Annotated in this window: 29 protein-coding genes; 25 read left to right on the forward strand and 4 right to left on the reverse strand. The window is 20.6% G+C overall.

Annotation, left to right across the window (positions count from 1 at the left end; translation table 4 throughout):
- Positions 1-384: 384 nt before the first annotated feature.
- Positions 385-1788 carry an SIR2 family protein gene (locus AAHM98_RS05480; RefSeq protein ID WP_342275889.1) on the forward strand — a complete coding sequence of 468 codons (1404 nt, stop codon included), beginning with the start codon at positions 385-387 and terminating at the stop codon, positions 1786-1788.
- A 173-nt stretch (positions 1789-1961) separates the two neighbouring features.
- Here the strand turns inward: AAHM98_RS05480 and AAHM98_RS05485 are convergent, their stop codons facing one another.
- Both AAHM98_RS05485 and AAHM98_RS05490 read right to left on the reverse strand, forming a co-directional pair.
- Entirely contained in the window at positions 1962-2912 is a 951-nt protein-coding gene (locus AAHM98_RS05485; protein ID WP_342275890.1) for a bifunctional oligoribonuclease/PAP phosphatase NrnA, read from the reverse strand.
- A gap of 14 nt (positions 2913-2926) precedes the next feature.
- Positions 2927-3133, reverse strand: coding sequence for a DHH family phosphoesterase (locus tag AAHM98_RS05490; protein WP_342275891.1), 207 nt, complete (start codon positions 3131-3133; stop codon positions 2927-2929).
- A 548-nt stretch (positions 3134-3681) separates the two neighbouring features.
- On the opposite strand from AAHM98_RS05490, the gene AAHM98_RS05495 reads away from it, so the two are divergent.
- The 12 genes from AAHM98_RS05495 to AAHM98_RS05550 all read left to right on the forward strand — a co-directional run bounded on the left by AAHM98_RS05495 (position 3682) and on the right by AAHM98_RS05550 (position 8184).
- Positions 3682-4167 carry a hypothetical protein gene (locus AAHM98_RS05495; RefSeq protein WP_342275892.1) on the forward strand — a complete coding sequence of 162 codons (486 nt, stop codon included), beginning with the start codon at positions 3682-3684 and terminating at the stop codon, positions 4165-4167.
- 126 nt (positions 4168-4293) lie between these two features.
- On the forward strand, positions 4294-4467 hold the full coding sequence (locus tag AAHM98_RS05500; RefSeq protein ID WP_342275893.1) for a hypothetical protein: 174 nt from the start codon (positions 4294-4296) through the stop codon (positions 4465-4467).
- Positions 4468-4480: 13 nt separating this feature from the next.
- On the forward strand, positions 4481-4687 hold the full coding sequence (locus AAHM98_RS05505; RefSeq protein ID WP_342275759.1) for a hypothetical protein: 207 nt from the start codon (positions 4481-4483) through the stop codon (positions 4685-4687).
- A 14-nt stretch (positions 4688-4701) separates the two neighbouring features.
- Positions 4702-4887 (forward strand): hypothetical protein, encoded by a 186-nt coding sequence (locus tag AAHM98_RS05510; RefSeq protein ID WP_342275894.1) that lies wholly within the window; start codon positions 4702-4704, stop codon positions 4885-4887.
- A gap of 2 nt (positions 4888-4889) precedes the next feature.
- The gene (locus AAHM98_RS05515) at positions 4890-5048 is read left to right on the forward strand and encodes a hypothetical protein (protein WP_342275895.1); all 159 of its coding nucleotides are present in this window, start codon (positions 4890-4892) and stop codon (positions 5046-5048) included.
- Positions 5035-5697: a PD-(D/E)XK nuclease family protein gene (locus tag AAHM98_RS05520; protein WP_342275896.1), complete on the forward strand. Its 663-nt coding sequence runs from the start codon at positions 5035-5037 to the stop codon at positions 5695-5697. Before AAHM98_RS05515 ends, AAHM98_RS05520 begins: the two co-directional genes overlap by 14 nt.
- Positions 5675-6514 (forward strand): recombinase RecT, encoded by an 840-nt coding sequence (locus tag AAHM98_RS05525; RefSeq protein WP_342275897.1) that lies wholly within the window; start codon positions 5675-5677, stop codon positions 6512-6514. Before AAHM98_RS05520 ends, AAHM98_RS05525 begins: the two co-directional genes overlap by 23 nt.
- Entirely contained in the window at positions 6507-7037 is a 531-nt protein-coding gene (locus tag AAHM98_RS05530) for a hypothetical protein (RefSeq protein WP_342275898.1), read from the forward strand. The genes AAHM98_RS05525 and AAHM98_RS05530 overlap by 8 nt, the downstream gene beginning before the upstream one ends.
- On the forward strand, positions 7037-7159 hold the full coding sequence (locus tag AAHM98_RS05535; protein WP_342275899.1) for a hypothetical protein: 123 nt from the start codon (positions 7037-7039) through the stop codon (positions 7157-7159). Before AAHM98_RS05530 ends, AAHM98_RS05535 begins: the two co-directional genes overlap by 1 nt.
- Positions 7144-7266 carry a hypothetical protein gene (locus AAHM98_RS05540; protein WP_342275900.1) on the forward strand — a complete coding sequence of 41 codons (123 nt, stop codon included), beginning with the start codon at positions 7144-7146 and terminating at the stop codon, positions 7264-7266. The genes AAHM98_RS05535 and AAHM98_RS05540 overlap by 16 nt, the downstream gene beginning before the upstream one ends.
- Before the next feature lie 200 nt (positions 7267-7466).
- Positions 7467-7931 carry a DUF3800 domain-containing protein gene (locus AAHM98_RS05545; protein ID WP_342275901.1) on the forward strand — a complete coding sequence of 155 codons (465 nt, stop codon included), beginning with the start codon at positions 7467-7469 and terminating at the stop codon, positions 7929-7931.
- 37 nt (positions 7932-7968) lie between these two features.
- On the forward strand, positions 7969-8184 hold the full coding sequence (locus tag AAHM98_RS05550) for a DUF3800 domain-containing protein (protein WP_342277253.1): 216 nt from the start codon (positions 7969-7971) through the stop codon (positions 8182-8184).
- 272 nt (positions 8185-8456) lie between these two features.
- Here AAHM98_RS05550 and AAHM98_RS05555 read toward each other — a convergent pair whose 3' ends face one another.
- Positions 8457-8741, reverse strand: a complete 285-nt coding sequence (locus AAHM98_RS05555; RefSeq protein WP_342275902.1) for a hypothetical protein — start codon at positions 8739-8741, stop codon at positions 8457-8459.
- Between the two features lie 60 nt (positions 8742-8801).
- Positions 8802-11567: a hypothetical protein gene (locus tag AAHM98_RS05560; RefSeq protein ID WP_342275903.1), complete on the reverse strand. Its 2766-nt coding sequence runs from the start codon at positions 11565-11567 to the stop codon at positions 8802-8804.
- Positions 11568-11997: 430 nt separating this feature from the next.
- Between AAHM98_RS05560 and AAHM98_RS05565 the strand changes: the two genes are divergently transcribed.
- The 12 genes from AAHM98_RS05565 (at position 11998) to AAHM98_RS05620 (ending at position 15992) form a co-directional block, all read left to right on the forward strand.
- Positions 11998-12186, forward strand: a complete 189-nt coding sequence (locus tag AAHM98_RS05565; RefSeq protein ID WP_342275904.1) for a hypothetical protein — start codon at positions 11998-12000, stop codon at positions 12184-12186.
- On the forward strand, positions 12186-12383 hold the full coding sequence (locus AAHM98_RS05570; RefSeq protein WP_342275905.1) for a hypothetical protein: 198 nt from the start codon (positions 12186-12188) through the stop codon (positions 12381-12383). The genes AAHM98_RS05565 and AAHM98_RS05570 overlap by 1 nt, the downstream gene beginning before the upstream one ends.
- Positions 12384-12400: 17 nt before the next feature.
- A complete protein-coding gene (locus AAHM98_RS05575; protein ID WP_342275762.1) occupies positions 12401-12889 on the forward strand; it encodes a hypothetical protein in 489 nt (162 codons plus the stop codon).
- 126 nt (positions 12890-13015) lie between these two features.
- Positions 13016-13189 carry a hypothetical protein gene (locus tag AAHM98_RS05580; protein ID WP_342275760.1) on the forward strand — a complete coding sequence of 58 codons (174 nt, stop codon included), beginning with the start codon at positions 13016-13018 and terminating at the stop codon, positions 13187-13189.
- A gap of 13 nt (positions 13190-13202) precedes the next feature.
- Complete coding sequence (locus AAHM98_RS05585; protein ID WP_342275759.1) at positions 13203-13409, forward strand: hypothetical protein; 207 nt, start codon at positions 13203-13205, stop codon at positions 13407-13409.
- Positions 13410-13423: 14 nt separating this feature from the next.
- On the forward strand, positions 13424-13609 hold the full coding sequence (locus tag AAHM98_RS05590; protein ID WP_342275906.1) for a hypothetical protein: 186 nt from the start codon (positions 13424-13426) through the stop codon (positions 13607-13609).
- Between the two features lie 2 nt (positions 13610-13611).
- The gene (locus tag AAHM98_RS05595; protein ID WP_342275757.1) at positions 13612-13773 is read left to right on the forward strand and encodes a hypothetical protein; all 162 of its coding nucleotides are present in this window, start codon (positions 13612-13614) and stop codon (positions 13771-13773) included.
- Positions 13757-14398, forward strand: a complete 642-nt coding sequence (locus AAHM98_RS05600; protein WP_342275907.1) for a PD-(D/E)XK nuclease family protein — start codon at positions 13757-13759, stop codon at positions 14396-14398. Before AAHM98_RS05595 ends, AAHM98_RS05600 begins: the two co-directional genes overlap by 17 nt.
- Positions 14398-15195, forward strand: coding sequence for a recombinase RecT (locus AAHM98_RS05605; RefSeq protein WP_342275908.1), 798 nt, complete (start codon positions 14398-14400; stop codon positions 15193-15195). The genes AAHM98_RS05600 and AAHM98_RS05605 overlap by 1 nt, the downstream gene beginning before the upstream one ends.
- Positions 15188-15709 carry a hypothetical protein gene (locus AAHM98_RS05610; protein ID WP_342275909.1) on the forward strand — a complete coding sequence of 174 codons (522 nt, stop codon included), beginning with the start codon at positions 15188-15190 and terminating at the stop codon, positions 15707-15709. The genes AAHM98_RS05605 and AAHM98_RS05610 overlap by 8 nt, the downstream gene beginning before the upstream one ends.
- On the forward strand, positions 15709-15831 hold the full coding sequence (locus AAHM98_RS05615; RefSeq protein WP_342275910.1) for a hypothetical protein: 123 nt from the start codon (positions 15709-15711) through the stop codon (positions 15829-15831). Before AAHM98_RS05610 ends, AAHM98_RS05615 begins: the two co-directional genes overlap by 1 nt.
- A complete protein-coding gene (locus AAHM98_RS05620) occupies positions 15816-15992 on the forward strand; it encodes a hypothetical protein (RefSeq protein ID WP_342275753.1) in 177 nt (58 codons plus the stop codon). Before AAHM98_RS05615 ends, AAHM98_RS05620 begins: the two co-directional genes overlap by 16 nt.
- Positions 15993-15996: the final 4 nt, after the last annotated feature.

A 15996-nucleotide genomic window follows, 5' to 3' on the forward strand; every position in this document is an offset into this window, starting at 1 on the left:
TTAAAAATAATTAATTTAACTTAAAAGGAATAAAAACAAAGACGTAATACATAATTAGTAAGCAGCATTATTCAACATCTATCAGATGAAAAAAGTCAAATTTATGCCTACAAAAATATTAAATGATAGAATTTTAATACCACTGGGATAAAGGTGAGAAAATTTTTTTAATTTTGTAGAAAAGTAGTGATGGATTAATTTTTTCCATCACAGCATATGTATATAATGAATTCAAGTTAATTTTTGTTGATTTATAAAACTTTTTAGTGTAAATTATTAAAATAAATAGCACTCTATTATATATCAATATTTTTGTTATAAATTAAAAGAAAATTTTTAAATATTAGCCATATTTATAATAAAAATTGGTTAGGAGTTTCAATAATGTTAGACGTTATTAAAAAAAATGATTTTATAAAACGATACTCAAAAATGATTTTGCAAAACAAGGTAGCAGTTTTTCTAGGAGCTGGAATAAATGTAGAAGTAGGTTTACCTACATGAATTGATTTATTAAGAGACATTTTTGAGGACTTAAATTTAGAAGTTAAAGAAAATATTGATTTAGCTTTAATTGCTCAGTTCTATATAAACGAAAAGGGATCAGAAAGAGAACTATTAAATATAATATCAGAAAAAATTAATCTACAGAATAAAAAGCCAGGAAAAAATTTAACTTCACTAACTAGATTACCAATTCAACAATTTTGAACAACAAATTATGATGATTTATTTGAAAAAGCCTTAAATAATGAAAATAAGAAATATGATTCTATTTATAATAAGAAACAATTTTATACTGCATGTAGAAAATATTCTATTTTTAAAATTCATGGCGATATTCTTAATAAAGAATATCTTGTGTTTTCAAAAGATAGTTATGATTTATATGAAAAAGATAGGAAATTTTTTTGAGATAAACTAAGCATGGAATTAATTAATAAGAATTTTTTATTTATAGGAACTTCAATTGAAGATACCAATTTAAATCTAATTTTAAGTAAAGTAAATATGATTGTAAATAAAGAAGATAAAAGTGAGCATTTTATTTTTTTAAAAGATATAAAAGAACATCAAAAATTTGAAAGAATGTTCTTACAACATAAAATCAAAGATTTAAAAACAAGATTTAATATAAAGACAGTATTGTTAGAAGATTATTCTGAATTATCGGAAATTTTTAACTCAATAAATAGTTTAATCTTAAGAAAAAATATTTTTATCTCAGGTGCAGCTTATAGTTATAAAGAATTTGATAATGAAATTAATAGCAAAACATTTTTATACAATTTGGCAAATGAATTATGTAAAAAACAGAAAAAAATAATTAGTGGTTTTAGTTTAGGGATTGGTGATTCTATTATAAGTGGTGCAGTTGACTATTCTAAGGATAATGGAACTGATTTAGAAGAAATTTTAGATGTATGACCATTTCCACAACATTCAAAAAAACATGATATAAATCAAATTTGGAACGATTATCGTAATAAAATAATTGAAAAATCAGGAGTTATTATATTTGTTTTTGGTAATAAATTTGACAAAAAACATAATAAAATAATAAATTCGCAAGGAATGATGGAAGAATTTGAAATAGCAAAATCACAAAATAAAATAATTATACCTATAGGTTCAACTGGGTATATGAGCAAGAAAATTTTAAATTTAATTGAAAAAGATATAAAAGATTTTAAGTATTTAAAAGATTATTTGACTATTCTAAAATCAGAAAAAGACTACAAAAAAATTGTTAGCATTATCGTAGAAATTTTGAATAAAAGAAATTAGTTGAAAGAAAATGCGAAATTTTACGTATAATGTTTTCATATCATATTATTATGATGAAACAAAAGAATATATTTATTTTATAGTTAACTTTGGACTTAACCTTTTCTAAGTATATGTTTTCATACTGGCTTAATTTGGTTTGTAATCTCACAGAATTAATAGGTTTACCACCACTAATTATGAATCCCTTTAACTAATTGGTCATATGCTTTAATAATTTCTCTTACTTGTTTTCATGTTTCAAAAGTACCACCAACATAATGCACATGACCACCAACACCAAATTGTTGAGCAATATTATTCACAGGAAATTTATTACTGCGAAAAATACCTGTAATAGGGCCATCTACTACTGATTGACTAAACATCATTCAAATTTTAGCATCATCAATATTAGCAAGTAAATCAACTTCTTCATTAGCTTGCGCAGCTGAGACATTTAATGATTGACAAACTTTAGCTTCTAAACAACATGATAAAACTTTATTATCACTAAATTCATATTTACTTAAAATTATTGATTTTAATTGTAAGGTATCAACTGTTTGCTCATAATATTCATTATAGATTTTTGTTAAATCAATTTTAAATGATGTTAAATAACTAAGAATACTAAAAGTAGTACTATCAACAGTAGGATAGTGAAAGCGATCAGTATCACTAATCATACCTGTATATAAAATTTGAGCGATATTACTATCCATATCTAATTTTAAATGAGAACTTAACATGGCAATCATTTGTGATGTCGATGATGATTTTTCATCAATTCAGTTTAAGTTACCATATAAATCAGTCACTGGATGATGGTCAATTTTAATTATGGTTTTGGCAAGACAATAACGTTGATCATCAATTCGTGGTCTATTGGCAGTATCACTAATAATTACAAGACTATCTTTTATAAACGTTGCTTTTTCTGGTCGCAAATATTGGTTTCAATCAGAAAAACGCGTACTTACATCATTAAAACACATAACTTGTTTATTGGGAAATGATTTCTTGATTAATAATGACAAGCCAATTTGGCTACCATAGGCATCCCCATCAGGATTAATATGTGCTAAGCAAACAATTTTTTCATGTTTTTTAATTTCATCTCAAATTTCATTTATAATTTTCATACGATCAATCCTTTTTATAATAATGTTTCAATGCTTGTAACTAATTGTTGAAATTCTAATCATGAAAATACTTTACATCCAACAGCACTATTGTGACCACCAACACCAAATTGTTGAGCAATAGTATTAACTTTAATATTATTATCACTAGTGCGCAATTCACAACGAATATGTTTATCAGGATATTCAATTCCTATTACTCAAATTGGATGACCAATCACATTACTGAAAATATTAACATGAAAAGCAGCTTTATCGGCACTAAGTTTTAATTGAGTTAAATATTTATTAGTAATAGTTAAGCTAATAATTCCTTTAGCAGAAAGTTTGTAATTTGCATAACAATAACTTAAAAATTGGGCTTCATTATTACTTTTTGCATCTAATTATCGGGCGTATCCAAAATAGGTATAGATTTAATAAAAATATAAATGAGAGATAATACTCTCATTTTTAATTGTTAAACAATTATAATTAATTATTTTGATAAATCTGTACTTTATTAAAGTAATTAATTATTACATAACTTAATAAAAATTATTAAAGGCTATAGTGCAGATATAACTAATAGTAATTTTTGTGTTGGTCTTTTATAACTTTATATTTTTTTTTGGTTCCCTTCCCCCTAGAACCCCCTACCCTCCGAGGCTTATTGCTACTTACAGTAGCAATAAGCCTATACGTAGTAGATAGTAAATATTTAGTATATAAGCCTTTATCACTGTAAGTGATAAGGCTTATACATAATAGAAAGGTTAGAAAGGAATATATGACAACTATTAATTTAGAATTAAAAAGTAAAATTAAAGAAACAGATAAAGGTATATTATTAGAAATTGGTGAATATGAAACATGATTTTCTATTCAATATACTAATATTGATAATAAAAATAAAAAAATATTAATAAAAATTTTTGAAGATTGAGATTATAAATTAGGTAAAAAATCTATTATAAATGATATTTCTACTATTAAAGGTAGTGAAATTTTAAAATATATAAAAAATATTCCAAATGTTACTGCTAATGAAAATGAATTAATATCTTGTGAATTTTATAAAAAATATAATGGTTATTATATTGGACAAATAAAAAATGAAGAATGTTTTAAATATAATATTACCTGAGAAAAAGATAGAAAAAGTTTTAAAATAAATAATCCATATAATCATAATGATTTAGTAATAAATTATATAGTAACATCATTAAAAGATTTAGTAACTCATAATAATAAAATATTTTATTTAAAATATTAAGAAAGGAATTAATATAAATGCTTAATTGAAATATTATTACTCATAACTGTGATATTTGTTATAAAAAATCTTCATTTGCTAATAGAACATGTAATAACTGTTTTTATAAATTAATAGGTAAAAATAATGAAATGTAAATTACATAATAAAAAATATATTTGAATTAGTGAAATAGATAATTCTTATTATTGTAATAAATGTATTAATAATATGATTGAAGAAGATATATATTTAACAAGTGATAACTATTATAGTTTATATAACTATTATATTAATGAATTACAATTAGAAAATTTTTAAAGGAGAAAAGATAATGAATCAATTAGAATTACAAAATGCAAGAAAATTAATAGATAAATTTGAAGAATTACAAGAAGAATTTAATAGTAAATATGAAGAATTAGAATTTGAAATTGATAATGATGGTGATTTAAAAATTATGAAAGATTATTTTTCATATGAAAAAATAAATAAATTAGAACAAGTAATTATTCATTATAAAAAAATTATTAAAGGTTAAAGGAGAAAAATAATATGCAATATAATTATTTATTAAAATATAAAGTAAATTATACTAATAAAAGAAAACAAAAAATATTTTCTACAATTGAAAATGCTATTAATTTTCATGAAAATTATAAACATCATATATTAGAAAATGCTTATATTGAACATTATGAAATATTAGTAATGGAATTAGATATTAAAGGAGTTGAATAATAATGCCAGCACATAAGAAAAATCAAGAAGATTTAATTATTAAACAAATTCATATTTGAGTTAATAAAACTGATTATTATAAATTAAAAATAATTTGTGTAGAAAAAGATATTACAATTAATAAATTTGTAAGGAATTTAATTAAAAATGCAATTGAATAATAATTTAATTTTTAAAAAAGATACACATCAATATTTTATTAAAAATAAAGAATTAATTTCAGTTTCTAAAATTATTCAATATTATTTATATGAAGATAAAAATCCTTATGAAAATATACCTTTTGATAGATTAGAAAATGCTAGATTAAGAGGAGAAACTGTTCATAAAGTAGCAGAATTATATTTTAAAAATATAAATATTAATAATATAAAAGATAAATTATTAAATAATATTCAACATTTATTTAATAAAAATTATTTACAATATTGTGAAAATTTATTAAATAATTTACAAGAATTTAAAGTAAATACTAAATATATATGTGAACAAGTATTTACTTATGATATTATTGCTGGAACACCAGATTTAATTTATAAAGAAAATAATTTATATACAATAATTGATTTTAAAACATTATCAAATATGTATAAAGAAAATAAAGAAAAATCAATATTACAATTAACCGCTTATTATTGAATATTAAAAAATAATGGTTTTAATTTATCAAATACACATTATATTTATTGAATTCAAAAAGATAATGTAGAAAAAATATTAGTAGAAATAACAGATGAATTAGTATATGAATGAGAAATGGCAATTGCACTTTGAAAGGAAGATAAACATGGCAAATGAGTTAGTAATTAAACATATTAATAATGGTAATGTAGAAAAATATATTAAAAATAAAGGAATTATTAATAATTTAGAAATACAAAAATTTAAAAGTAATGTATTAGCAATTTCAAATCAATATGGTTTAGATAAAGCACATCCAGAAACTATTATTAATAGTTGTTATCAAGCAGTATTATTAAATTTACCATTAGAAAAAAACTTTGGTTATTGTTATGTTGTACCTTATTGAGATAGTAATACTAAAGTAAATAATGCTCAATTTCAAATGGGATATAAAGGTTATATTCAATTATCATTACGTAGTCAACAATATAAAGAAATTAATGTAAGTGATGTTAGATTAACAGAAATGGAAAAAGTAGATAGACTTAAAGGTATTGAATTTAATTGAATACAAAATGATTTAGAAAGATTAAAACAACCTATTATTGGTTATGTAGCATATTTTAAATTAGTAAATGGTTTTGAAAAAACTTTATATATGTCAAAAGAACAAATAGAAAAACATTTTTTAAAATATTCAAAAACTTATGCAAAAAATAAAGAATTTATTGTTAGTGATTTTGATAGTATGGCATTAAAAACTGTACTTACTCAATTATTAAGAAAATGAGGAATTATGAGTACTGAAATGCAAACAGCGTATGAAAGTGACCAAGCAATTATTACTGAAACTGAAAAAATATATATTGATAATCCAAATAATGATAATAAAGAAATTAAATTAAAATCTATTGAAGAACCAAAAGAAGAAATAAATATTAATTATGAACAAATACAAACTAATATTGATAATTTAGATAAGGTAGTATTTAGTAATGAATAATTATTTACTTTCAATAGATCCAAGTATGAAAAATACTGGTTTTACATTATGAGAAAATAAAATACCAATATTAATAACTAGTCTTAATTTTTCTAAAAAAGATTATCATTATTTTACTGATTTTATTAATATAGTTTTTCTACAATGTCAAACTAATAATTTAGGTTTAATTGATGATAAAACAGATTATAGTTTATATTTAGTAATTGAACGTGGGATATTTAATCCAAAATTTGGTAAAGGTAAAGAAACATTAGACCATTTACGTGGTTTTATTACTGGACAATTTAATAAATTATTAACTAAAGATATGTTAGTTAATAGTAGTGAATGAAGAAAATGATATCAAAGTTTAGATGAAATTAAATATAATTGAAATTATAAACCTTGAACTAAAGAATTATCAATTGAACTTTCTCAATTCATGATTAAGAACCATAATTGAAATATTAAAATTAAAGACCATGACCAAGCAGAAAGTTTATTAATTGGTTGATATTATTTAAATAAGGAAGTGAAATAATGTCTTGATGAGAAATTTTATTAATTATAAATTTTACAATAATAGCATTAACAAATTTAGGTTGTTTTATAATTTTATTAATTGATTTATTAAAGGAAAAAAGAAAATGAAAACTAAATTAAAATGTATTTGTAAAGATTGTAATAAAAAATTATTAATTAAATTACAATCTACAGATTTAGAAAATACTTCTATTCAATTTTTTAAAATGTGTAAAAACATCAATTAGATTTTAATAATAAAGTAAAAGAAATAAAAGAATATTATAAAAATAAGGAGTAAATAATGACCAAATTATCTATATTTAGTATAGAAAATATGATATAATTAAATAAAGAGAAGTTAAACTCGTTCCTAATTATAACTTCTCTTTATTTAATTTATAATAATATTATTAACTAATAAAAAAATGGGAATGAGTTTTTATTTATGAATAATAATACAAAAAATGAATATTGAATATTTATTGATGATAGTGGTAATATTGAATTAACAGATAAAAGTAATTACTTTATCTATTCAGCACTTCTTTTTAGTGATAAAAAAGACATTAAGGAATTTAGAATTAATTTCGAAAAAACACTAATTTCATTATTTGGTAACAATAATGAAGTAAAAGGCGCAGATAGAATACCAAAAGATAAAAGAAATAAAATTCATAACTGTATAATAAACAGTAATTGTAAATTATTTTTAGTAGTTATTAATAAAAATAATTCATATACATTAGAAATACTAGAAACACAATATAAAAATTTATTAGAACTTAGCGATAAAAGTAAAAAATCAATAAGAACACTGAAAAAATATAAAAAAAAATGAATATGGAAGACACAAAACTTATTTTATTGGTCAATTAATCGCACTTATAAAACTAAAAGAGTTATATTATAGAGATACAAAAATAAATATTATAAGTGATAAAGAATACTTATGATTTACCGATAATTATGAAACTATGGAATCATATTTAAAATATGGACAGAAATATTTACGTTTATTTGAGTGTGAATTTAGTTTTAAAATGGAAGATTCAAAAAAAGATTATTGTTTACAAGGAGCAGATTTTCTAGCTTATTCTGTAGGGAGAGCATATAATGAAAACGATGAAAAGTTTTTTAAATATATAAATGATAAAAAACTATAAATTTTAAAGAATTACCTTTTAAAGTAAAAGAAGCAGAAATTGAAGTAGCAGTGAAAACAAATCAATTGACAAATAATTAAATAATGTTATTATTTAATTATAAAGATGGCCATAGGACTTTGTCCCATATTGGTAAGAGCGTAAGTTCGCTTCCCATCTTTTTTCTTTTATATAAAAAAAGTTACCAGAAATGGTAACTTTTTAACCTTAAATTTAATCTATCAAAACTGCTAAGAAAAAATAAATAGATTAATTATATTATACATTAATATTTAAGATTGTGAGGGAATATTATTTTGTTTAGGTTTTAAATAAATTATTGTTAATATTAATGAAAAGAAGATACTAAATGATAAAAGTACAATTGAAATATAAAATTGTACTATAAAACCAATATAATTATTATAATTAGGTTTTTGATTTACACCATATGACGCATATTTTCATGAAAAGGCCATTATTAAAAACCCGATAGCAAGACCAAAAGAATAAAATATGAAGGCTTTAATATATTTTTTACTAATAATTTTATCGAGAAATTTTTCTATTATTTTCATAATTTTCTCCTTTTTAAATACTTCTTTGTTACGTTCTAAGTATAACAACAAAAAATAAATTTATCTAGGATTTAACACTATTTTAGATATAATTAATTTATAATTAATTATACTTCTTGATAAAGAATAATAAAAATCAGTGTACCTATATGGTTTATCATGTCAAACAAGTTGGATTTGATTTGTTATAGGAAACATTTGTATTTTTCATTTAAATTCTTTAGTTGAATTATCATAAAAACCTAAATAAGTATGTTTAATATCATTAGCATTTGTTGAAAAATTATATCCTCACATATAACCATATAATTCATCACTAGAAATTTCATATAAATTATTAATATTACTTGGAATAGCAGATATTGTAGCTTTACCTTTATATGATTTTAGTTGTATTATTGATTGACTATCATCTTTAATTTCATAATTTTCAAATATTTTTAATTTATTTTCTTTTGTATAATAGAATAGTTCACTTAATAAATAAGATTTCATTAATAATTCTTGCTTTTTATTTGATTTAAAATTTTCACCAGTATTTAAATTATTAAATGGTTTAGTTGATGTTGAACTTCACTCATCTGTTTCATATTCATAACTTAAGTATACATCTATACTTTTATAATATCTTTTTAAATCATTAAAAGTATTAATTAATAATGTAGGGTCTAAATAATCTTTAAAATTAATATCTATTTCTAAGGGTTTAATTAATGATAAATTTTTTTCTATTCACTTATTATTGGAATATAATATGTCTGCGTTTTCTCCTTTATATAAAGTATCTCAGTGTTGTAATGTAATATCAACAGTTGAATTTTTTGGAATAATAACTATTTGTTTTGCTATATTTTGTGGACTTGGTGGTAAGATATTTGCTGGATAATTAAATGTAGTTTCTTCAGTTTCTTTATATTCATCATGATTTAATTTATATAAAGTAGTTCAATTAAAAGCATTACTAGTTAATGCTCCTTTATTTTTATATCTAAATTGTGCTATTGAAAGTTCATTATAATCACCTTGATAAGTAAATGGATTATCACTATAAAATGTATGTCTTTCTTCACCTTGATGTAATGATTGAGTTACAATTGTATCAATAATATAAGCATAATTAGAACCATCACTAACACCATTACTTGTTGGATTTCATTGCATTTCTGTGTCTAAGTTAGTTAATGGACTTGCTATATCTAAAAATTCAGTATCTTCTGCTAAAATATAAACTTTATTATTTTTCTTTTGTGATAAATCAACTGTACTTATTTGTTCTTTTGTTTTTAATTTATGACCAGTTTTAGGGTCTCATGGATATACTGATATTCTATCAGTTAATTTCATAGTCATAGCAGTTGTAGAAACATTAGCACCTAATAATTTACCAATAGCAAAAGCATTTAATGGAATTAAACCACCATTACCAATAATATTTTCTAAATTATTTGTAAAAAATGCTGACATAAAACCATTAAAATATAACATTTTTTTATATTGTTGATTATTTTGATTAATAATAAAACCAATTGGAATACCTAAACTTAAAACATTTAATAATTTATCAATTAATGGTATATCACTTAAAGCAAAAGGTAATCATTGTACACTATCATAAGGCATTTGTATTAAACTACTAAATACTACTGAATTAAAATTTAATATAGCACTCATATATTTTTGACTTATTTTTGAATAATCTACAGTTGGTGAACCAATAATTAAATTAGTATCTGGGTCTTTATATTTAAAATTACTAGACATATCTACATTATAATTACCAGAGATATTATTAATATTTCATTCACTATCTCAAAAGAATTTAGCTTCTCCAATTGCTGTACCATTACTATTAGTTGCTTTTGTTTTATCAAATGCTAACATACCTTTAAAATCTTTTGTAACAAATAAATTTGCTTGTAAATTTAAACTAGTTGATAATCATTCTTTTCAATTTTTAAAATTAAGATATCCAGTAGGTTTTGCATCCATTAAATTATAAAATGTAGTTTCTGGATGACTACTAGTAGTTATTTTATCATTAATACCTGCTAATAAACCACCATTATTTTTAACTGATGTACTTGAATGGTCATTATTACCAGCAATAAATAATCTTCTTGAAGCAAATACTTTTTGTTCAAATATTTCATTATTATTAATTTGATTAGGTGCTTGACCTTGTATTATAGGTCTACCATAATAATAACAACTAGATAATAATTCTAAACCATAAGATTGTCTATGACTATATCTAACTCCAATATCACGCATTAAAGTACGATTTAACGTTACTAAACTATTTTGAATAGTAGGGAAAGCATAACCACTACCTGGACTTGCATATTGTACATAATCAAGCGTATTTTGACCACTTGCTACTGCTCTATCATTAACTGAACTAAAAGTTAATACTTGCATACTAAATTCACCATTATAAGGACTATAATAATTAGTTACATTTGAAATATATAATAATTGTCTATCTTGATTTTTACCAGTATTACCACCAATATTTTCATTTTTATCATTAAATACACAAAAAAATTGTAAATAATCATCTACTGTAATTTGTTCTTCAAACATAACTAATATATATTGTCTTGTTGTAGAAATTGTTTTAAATAATTGATTATTAGGTAAACTACCAAAATCTACACCACTTGTATCATCAATTAAATAAGCATTTCAATAATCACCAATTTTATATTGTTTAGTATAATATTGGTCTTGTCCAGTAGTTTTATGAGTAGTTGGGTCTGAGATACCGGCCGTATAAAAAATAGGTATAGATTTAATAAAAATATAAATGAGAGATAATACTCTCATTTTTAATTGTTAAATTAAATAAACTCTCGTAGTTAGTTAAATTGTGAGTACTTTATGTAAATACTACTACATGAGTATAAAAGAGTAATTTATTAATTTTTATTGAATTGTTATTGTATGTATTTGTCTATTAATTGAAGTCTCTATATTGAGTTAGTAAAGAATTTTTCAAGATTATGTAATAACCATAAACCCTGTTCTTTAATTATTTTTAAATTATTACACATAAAGGGGGTTATATATTACATACATACCTTATCAATTATATATTAACATAAATTAAATAATTAGTATATATATTTATTTTTTTAGGTCTTGTCACTATCAGTGAACAAGAACCTATTTATAAGATTTTTTAAAAAAAGAAAATAAAAAAACAGCAACTGCTTACTAAAAGTAGCAGTGCTGAATAAAAAGAAAGGTTTTTAAAATGAAACATAATTTTACTGTTAAAAGATATTATTGTAATTATTGTGATACTTATAGAATAAAACATTTATTTTATTTTCAAAATATATTTTTACAAGATAAAAATAATAAAGTTATTTGTATTTATTGTTGAAAATTAAAATTACATTTAAAAGAAATTTGATATGAAAAAAAAGAAAGGAAGTATTAATGAGCATTGAAACAATCATATTATTAATAATAATAGGAATTTTTGCATGAATAATATTAACAACTCTGGGTTTATTTATGTGTAATGATAATAATGCAATGGGAGTAATAATATTATTTATTACTTTAAATCTTATAGGTTTAATATTAGGAATTGCAATTATTTATAATAAAAAGCAAAAAGAAAGTAATAAATAAAAAGAAAGGTTTTTAAAATGATAATAGAATTTTCACAAGAGCAAATTATTAAAGAAACTGATAATGGTGCAATAATAATTGAATTTGGAGAATATAAAATATCAATTTCTAAATGTTTTATTAAAAAAAATTCTTTTAATATTGATGAAACACGAATATATTGAGTTTTTAAAGATAATATAAAAAAAGAATTAAATGGTGTGCAATTAAAAGAATTATTAAAACAATATATTCAAATTGAAGATTTGAAAGAAAAACCAATAATAAATAATAAAATTATTGAAAAATTAATTACTTTTGAATTTTATAAAAAATATAATGGTTATTATATTGGACAAATAAAAAATGAAGAATGTTTTAAATATAATATTACCTGAGAAAAAGATAGAAAAAGTTTTAAAATAAATAATCCATATAATCATAATGATTTAGTAATAAATTATATAGTAACATCATTAAAAGATTTAGTAACTCATAATAATAAAATATTTTATTTAAAATATTAAGAAAGGAATTAATATAAATGCTTAATTGAAATATTATTACTCATAACTGTGATATTTGTTATAAAAAATCTTCATTTGCTAATAGAACATGTAATAACTGTTTTTATAAATTAATAGGTAAAAATAATGAAATGTAAATTACATAATAAAAAATATATTTGAATTAGTGAAATAGATAATTCTTATTATTGTAATAAATGTATTAATAATATGATTGAAGAAGATATATATTTAACAAGTGATAACTATGATAGTTTATATAACTATTATATTAATGAATTACAATTAGAAAATTTTTAAAGGAGAAAAGATAATGAATCAATTAGAATTACAAAATGCAAGAAAATTAATAGATAAATTTGAAGAATTACAAGAAGAATTTAATAGTAAATATGAAGAATTAGAATTTGAAATTGATAATGATGGTGATTTAAAAATTATGAAAGATTATTTTTCATATGAAAAAATAAATAAATTAGAACAAGTAATTATTCATTATAAAAAAATTATTAAAGGTTAAAGGAGAAAAATAATATGCAATATAATTATTTATTAAAATATAAAGTAAATTATACTAATAAAAGAAAACAAAAAATATTTTCTACAATTGAAAATGCTATTAATTTTCATAAAAATTATAAACATCATATATTAGAAAATGCTTATATTGAACATTATGAAATATTAGTAATGGAATTAGATATTAAAGGAGTTGAATAATAATGTCAGCACATAAGAAAAATAAAGAAGATTTATTAAATAAACAAATGATTGTTAGATTAACTATAGATGAATATTATGAATTTAAAAAATATTGCTTAGAAAATCATATTACAATTAATGCTTTTTTAAGGAGTTTAATTAAAAATGCAATTAAAAAATAATTTAATTTTTAAAAAAGATACACATCAATATTTTTTAAATAAACAAGAAAAAATATCAGTATCTAAAATTATTCAATATTATTTATATGAAGATAAAAATCCTTATGAAAATATACCTTTTGATAGATTAGAAAATGCTAGATTAAGAGGAGAAACTGTTCATAAAGTAGCAGAATTATATTTTAAAAATATAAATATTAATAATATAAAAGATAAATTATTAAATAATATTCAACATTTATTTAATAAAAATTATTTACAATATTGTGAAAATTTATTAAATAATTTACAAGAATTTAAAGTAAATACTAAATATATATGTGAACAAGTATTTACTTATGATATTATTGCTGGAACACCAGATTTAATTTATAAAGAAAATAATTTATATACAATAATTGATTTTAAAACATTATCAAATATGTATAAAGAAAATAAAGAAAAATCAATATTACAATTAACTGCTTATTATTGAATATTAAAAAATAATGGTTTTAATTTATCAAATACACATTATATTTATTGAATTCAAAAAGATAATGTAGAAAAAATATTAGTAGAAATAACAGATGAATTAGTATATGAATGAGAAATGGCAATTGCACTTTGAAAGGAAAATCACTAATGGCAAATTTAACTTTACCTAAAAATATAGATAAATCAAAAATACAACAATTTACTAACTATTATGAATTAACAAAATTAAATGATAAAAAATTATCAACATTAAATCCACAATCAGTTATTAATACTTTAGCAACTATATTTGAATTAGATTTAAGTAATAATCCAATTAAAAAAGAAATAGCATTAATACCTTATAATAATGAATTACAAGTACAAATACAAGAAGATGGTTTTTTAACTTTATTACAACGTTCAAATTGTGTAATTGATTTTCAAAGAGAAATTATTACTGATAAACATATTTTTAATAAAGAAACTCAACGTTGAGAATTAGACCCTAGTAAAATATTTGAAAATAAAATAATTATTGGTTATTATGGTATGATTTCTATTAAAAATTATTTAGGTAAAATAATTACTTTTATTAAAGGTATGACTAAACAAGAATGTGAAGAACATAAAAAAAAATATAGTAAAGCAAATGGTAATAGTCCATGAACTACTAGTTTTAATGCTATGGCACTTAAAACAGTTATTAAAGCAATTATTAGAGATATTAATAAAGACCCTAGTATTAAATTAGAAAATCAAAATATTGTTGATAGAGCAATGCAAATTGATCAAGCAATAGTATTAGATAATGAAAATATAATGTATGTTGATAATCCAAATAATGATAATAAAGAAATTAAATTAAAATCTATTGAAGAACCAAAAGAAGAAATAAATATTAATTATGAACAAATACAAACTAATATTGATAATTTAGATAAGGTAGTATTTAGTAATGAATAATTATTTACTTTCAATTGACCCAAGTATAAAAAATACTGGGTTTACATTATGAGAAAATAAAAAACCAGTATGAATAAATAGTTATAGTTTTAAAAAATATACTGAAAAATATATTGAAATTAAATTTAATGCTTTTATAATTGATGAAATTAATAGTTATGATGAATGTATAAATAAAAATAATTTATATTTAGTAATTGAACGTGGGATATTTAATCCAAAATTTGGTAAAGGTAAAGAAACATTAGACCATTTACGTGGTTTTATTGTTGGACAATTTAATAAATTATTAACTAAAGATATGTTAGTTAGTAGTAGTGAATGAAGAAAATGATATCAAAATTTAGATGAAATTAAATATAATTGAAATTATAAACCTTGAACTAAAGAGTTATCAATTGAACTTTCTCAATTCATGATTAAGAACCATAATTGAAATATTAAAATTAAAGACCATGACCAAGCAGAAAGTTTATTAATTGGTTGATATTATTTAAATAAGGAAGTGAAATAATGTCTTGATGAGAAATATTAATAATTATAAATTCTACAATAATAGCATTAATAAATTTAGGTTGTTTTATTGTTTTATTAATTGATTTATTAAAGGAAAAAAGAAAATGAAAACTAAATTAAAATGTATTTGTAAAGATTGTAATAGTAAAGTATTAATTAAATTACAATCTACAGATTTAGAAAATACTTCTGTTCAATTTTTTAAAATGTGTAAAAAACATCAATTAGATTTTAATAATAAAGTAAAAGAAATTAAAGAATATTATAAAAATAAGGAGTAATAAT

The sequence above is a fragment of the Spiroplasma endosymbiont of Nebria brevicollis genome (assembly GCF_964030895.1).
In the GTDB taxonomy this organism is placed as follows: domain Bacteria; phylum Bacillota_I; class Bacilli_A; order Mycoplasmatales; family VBWQ01; genus Spiroplasma_E.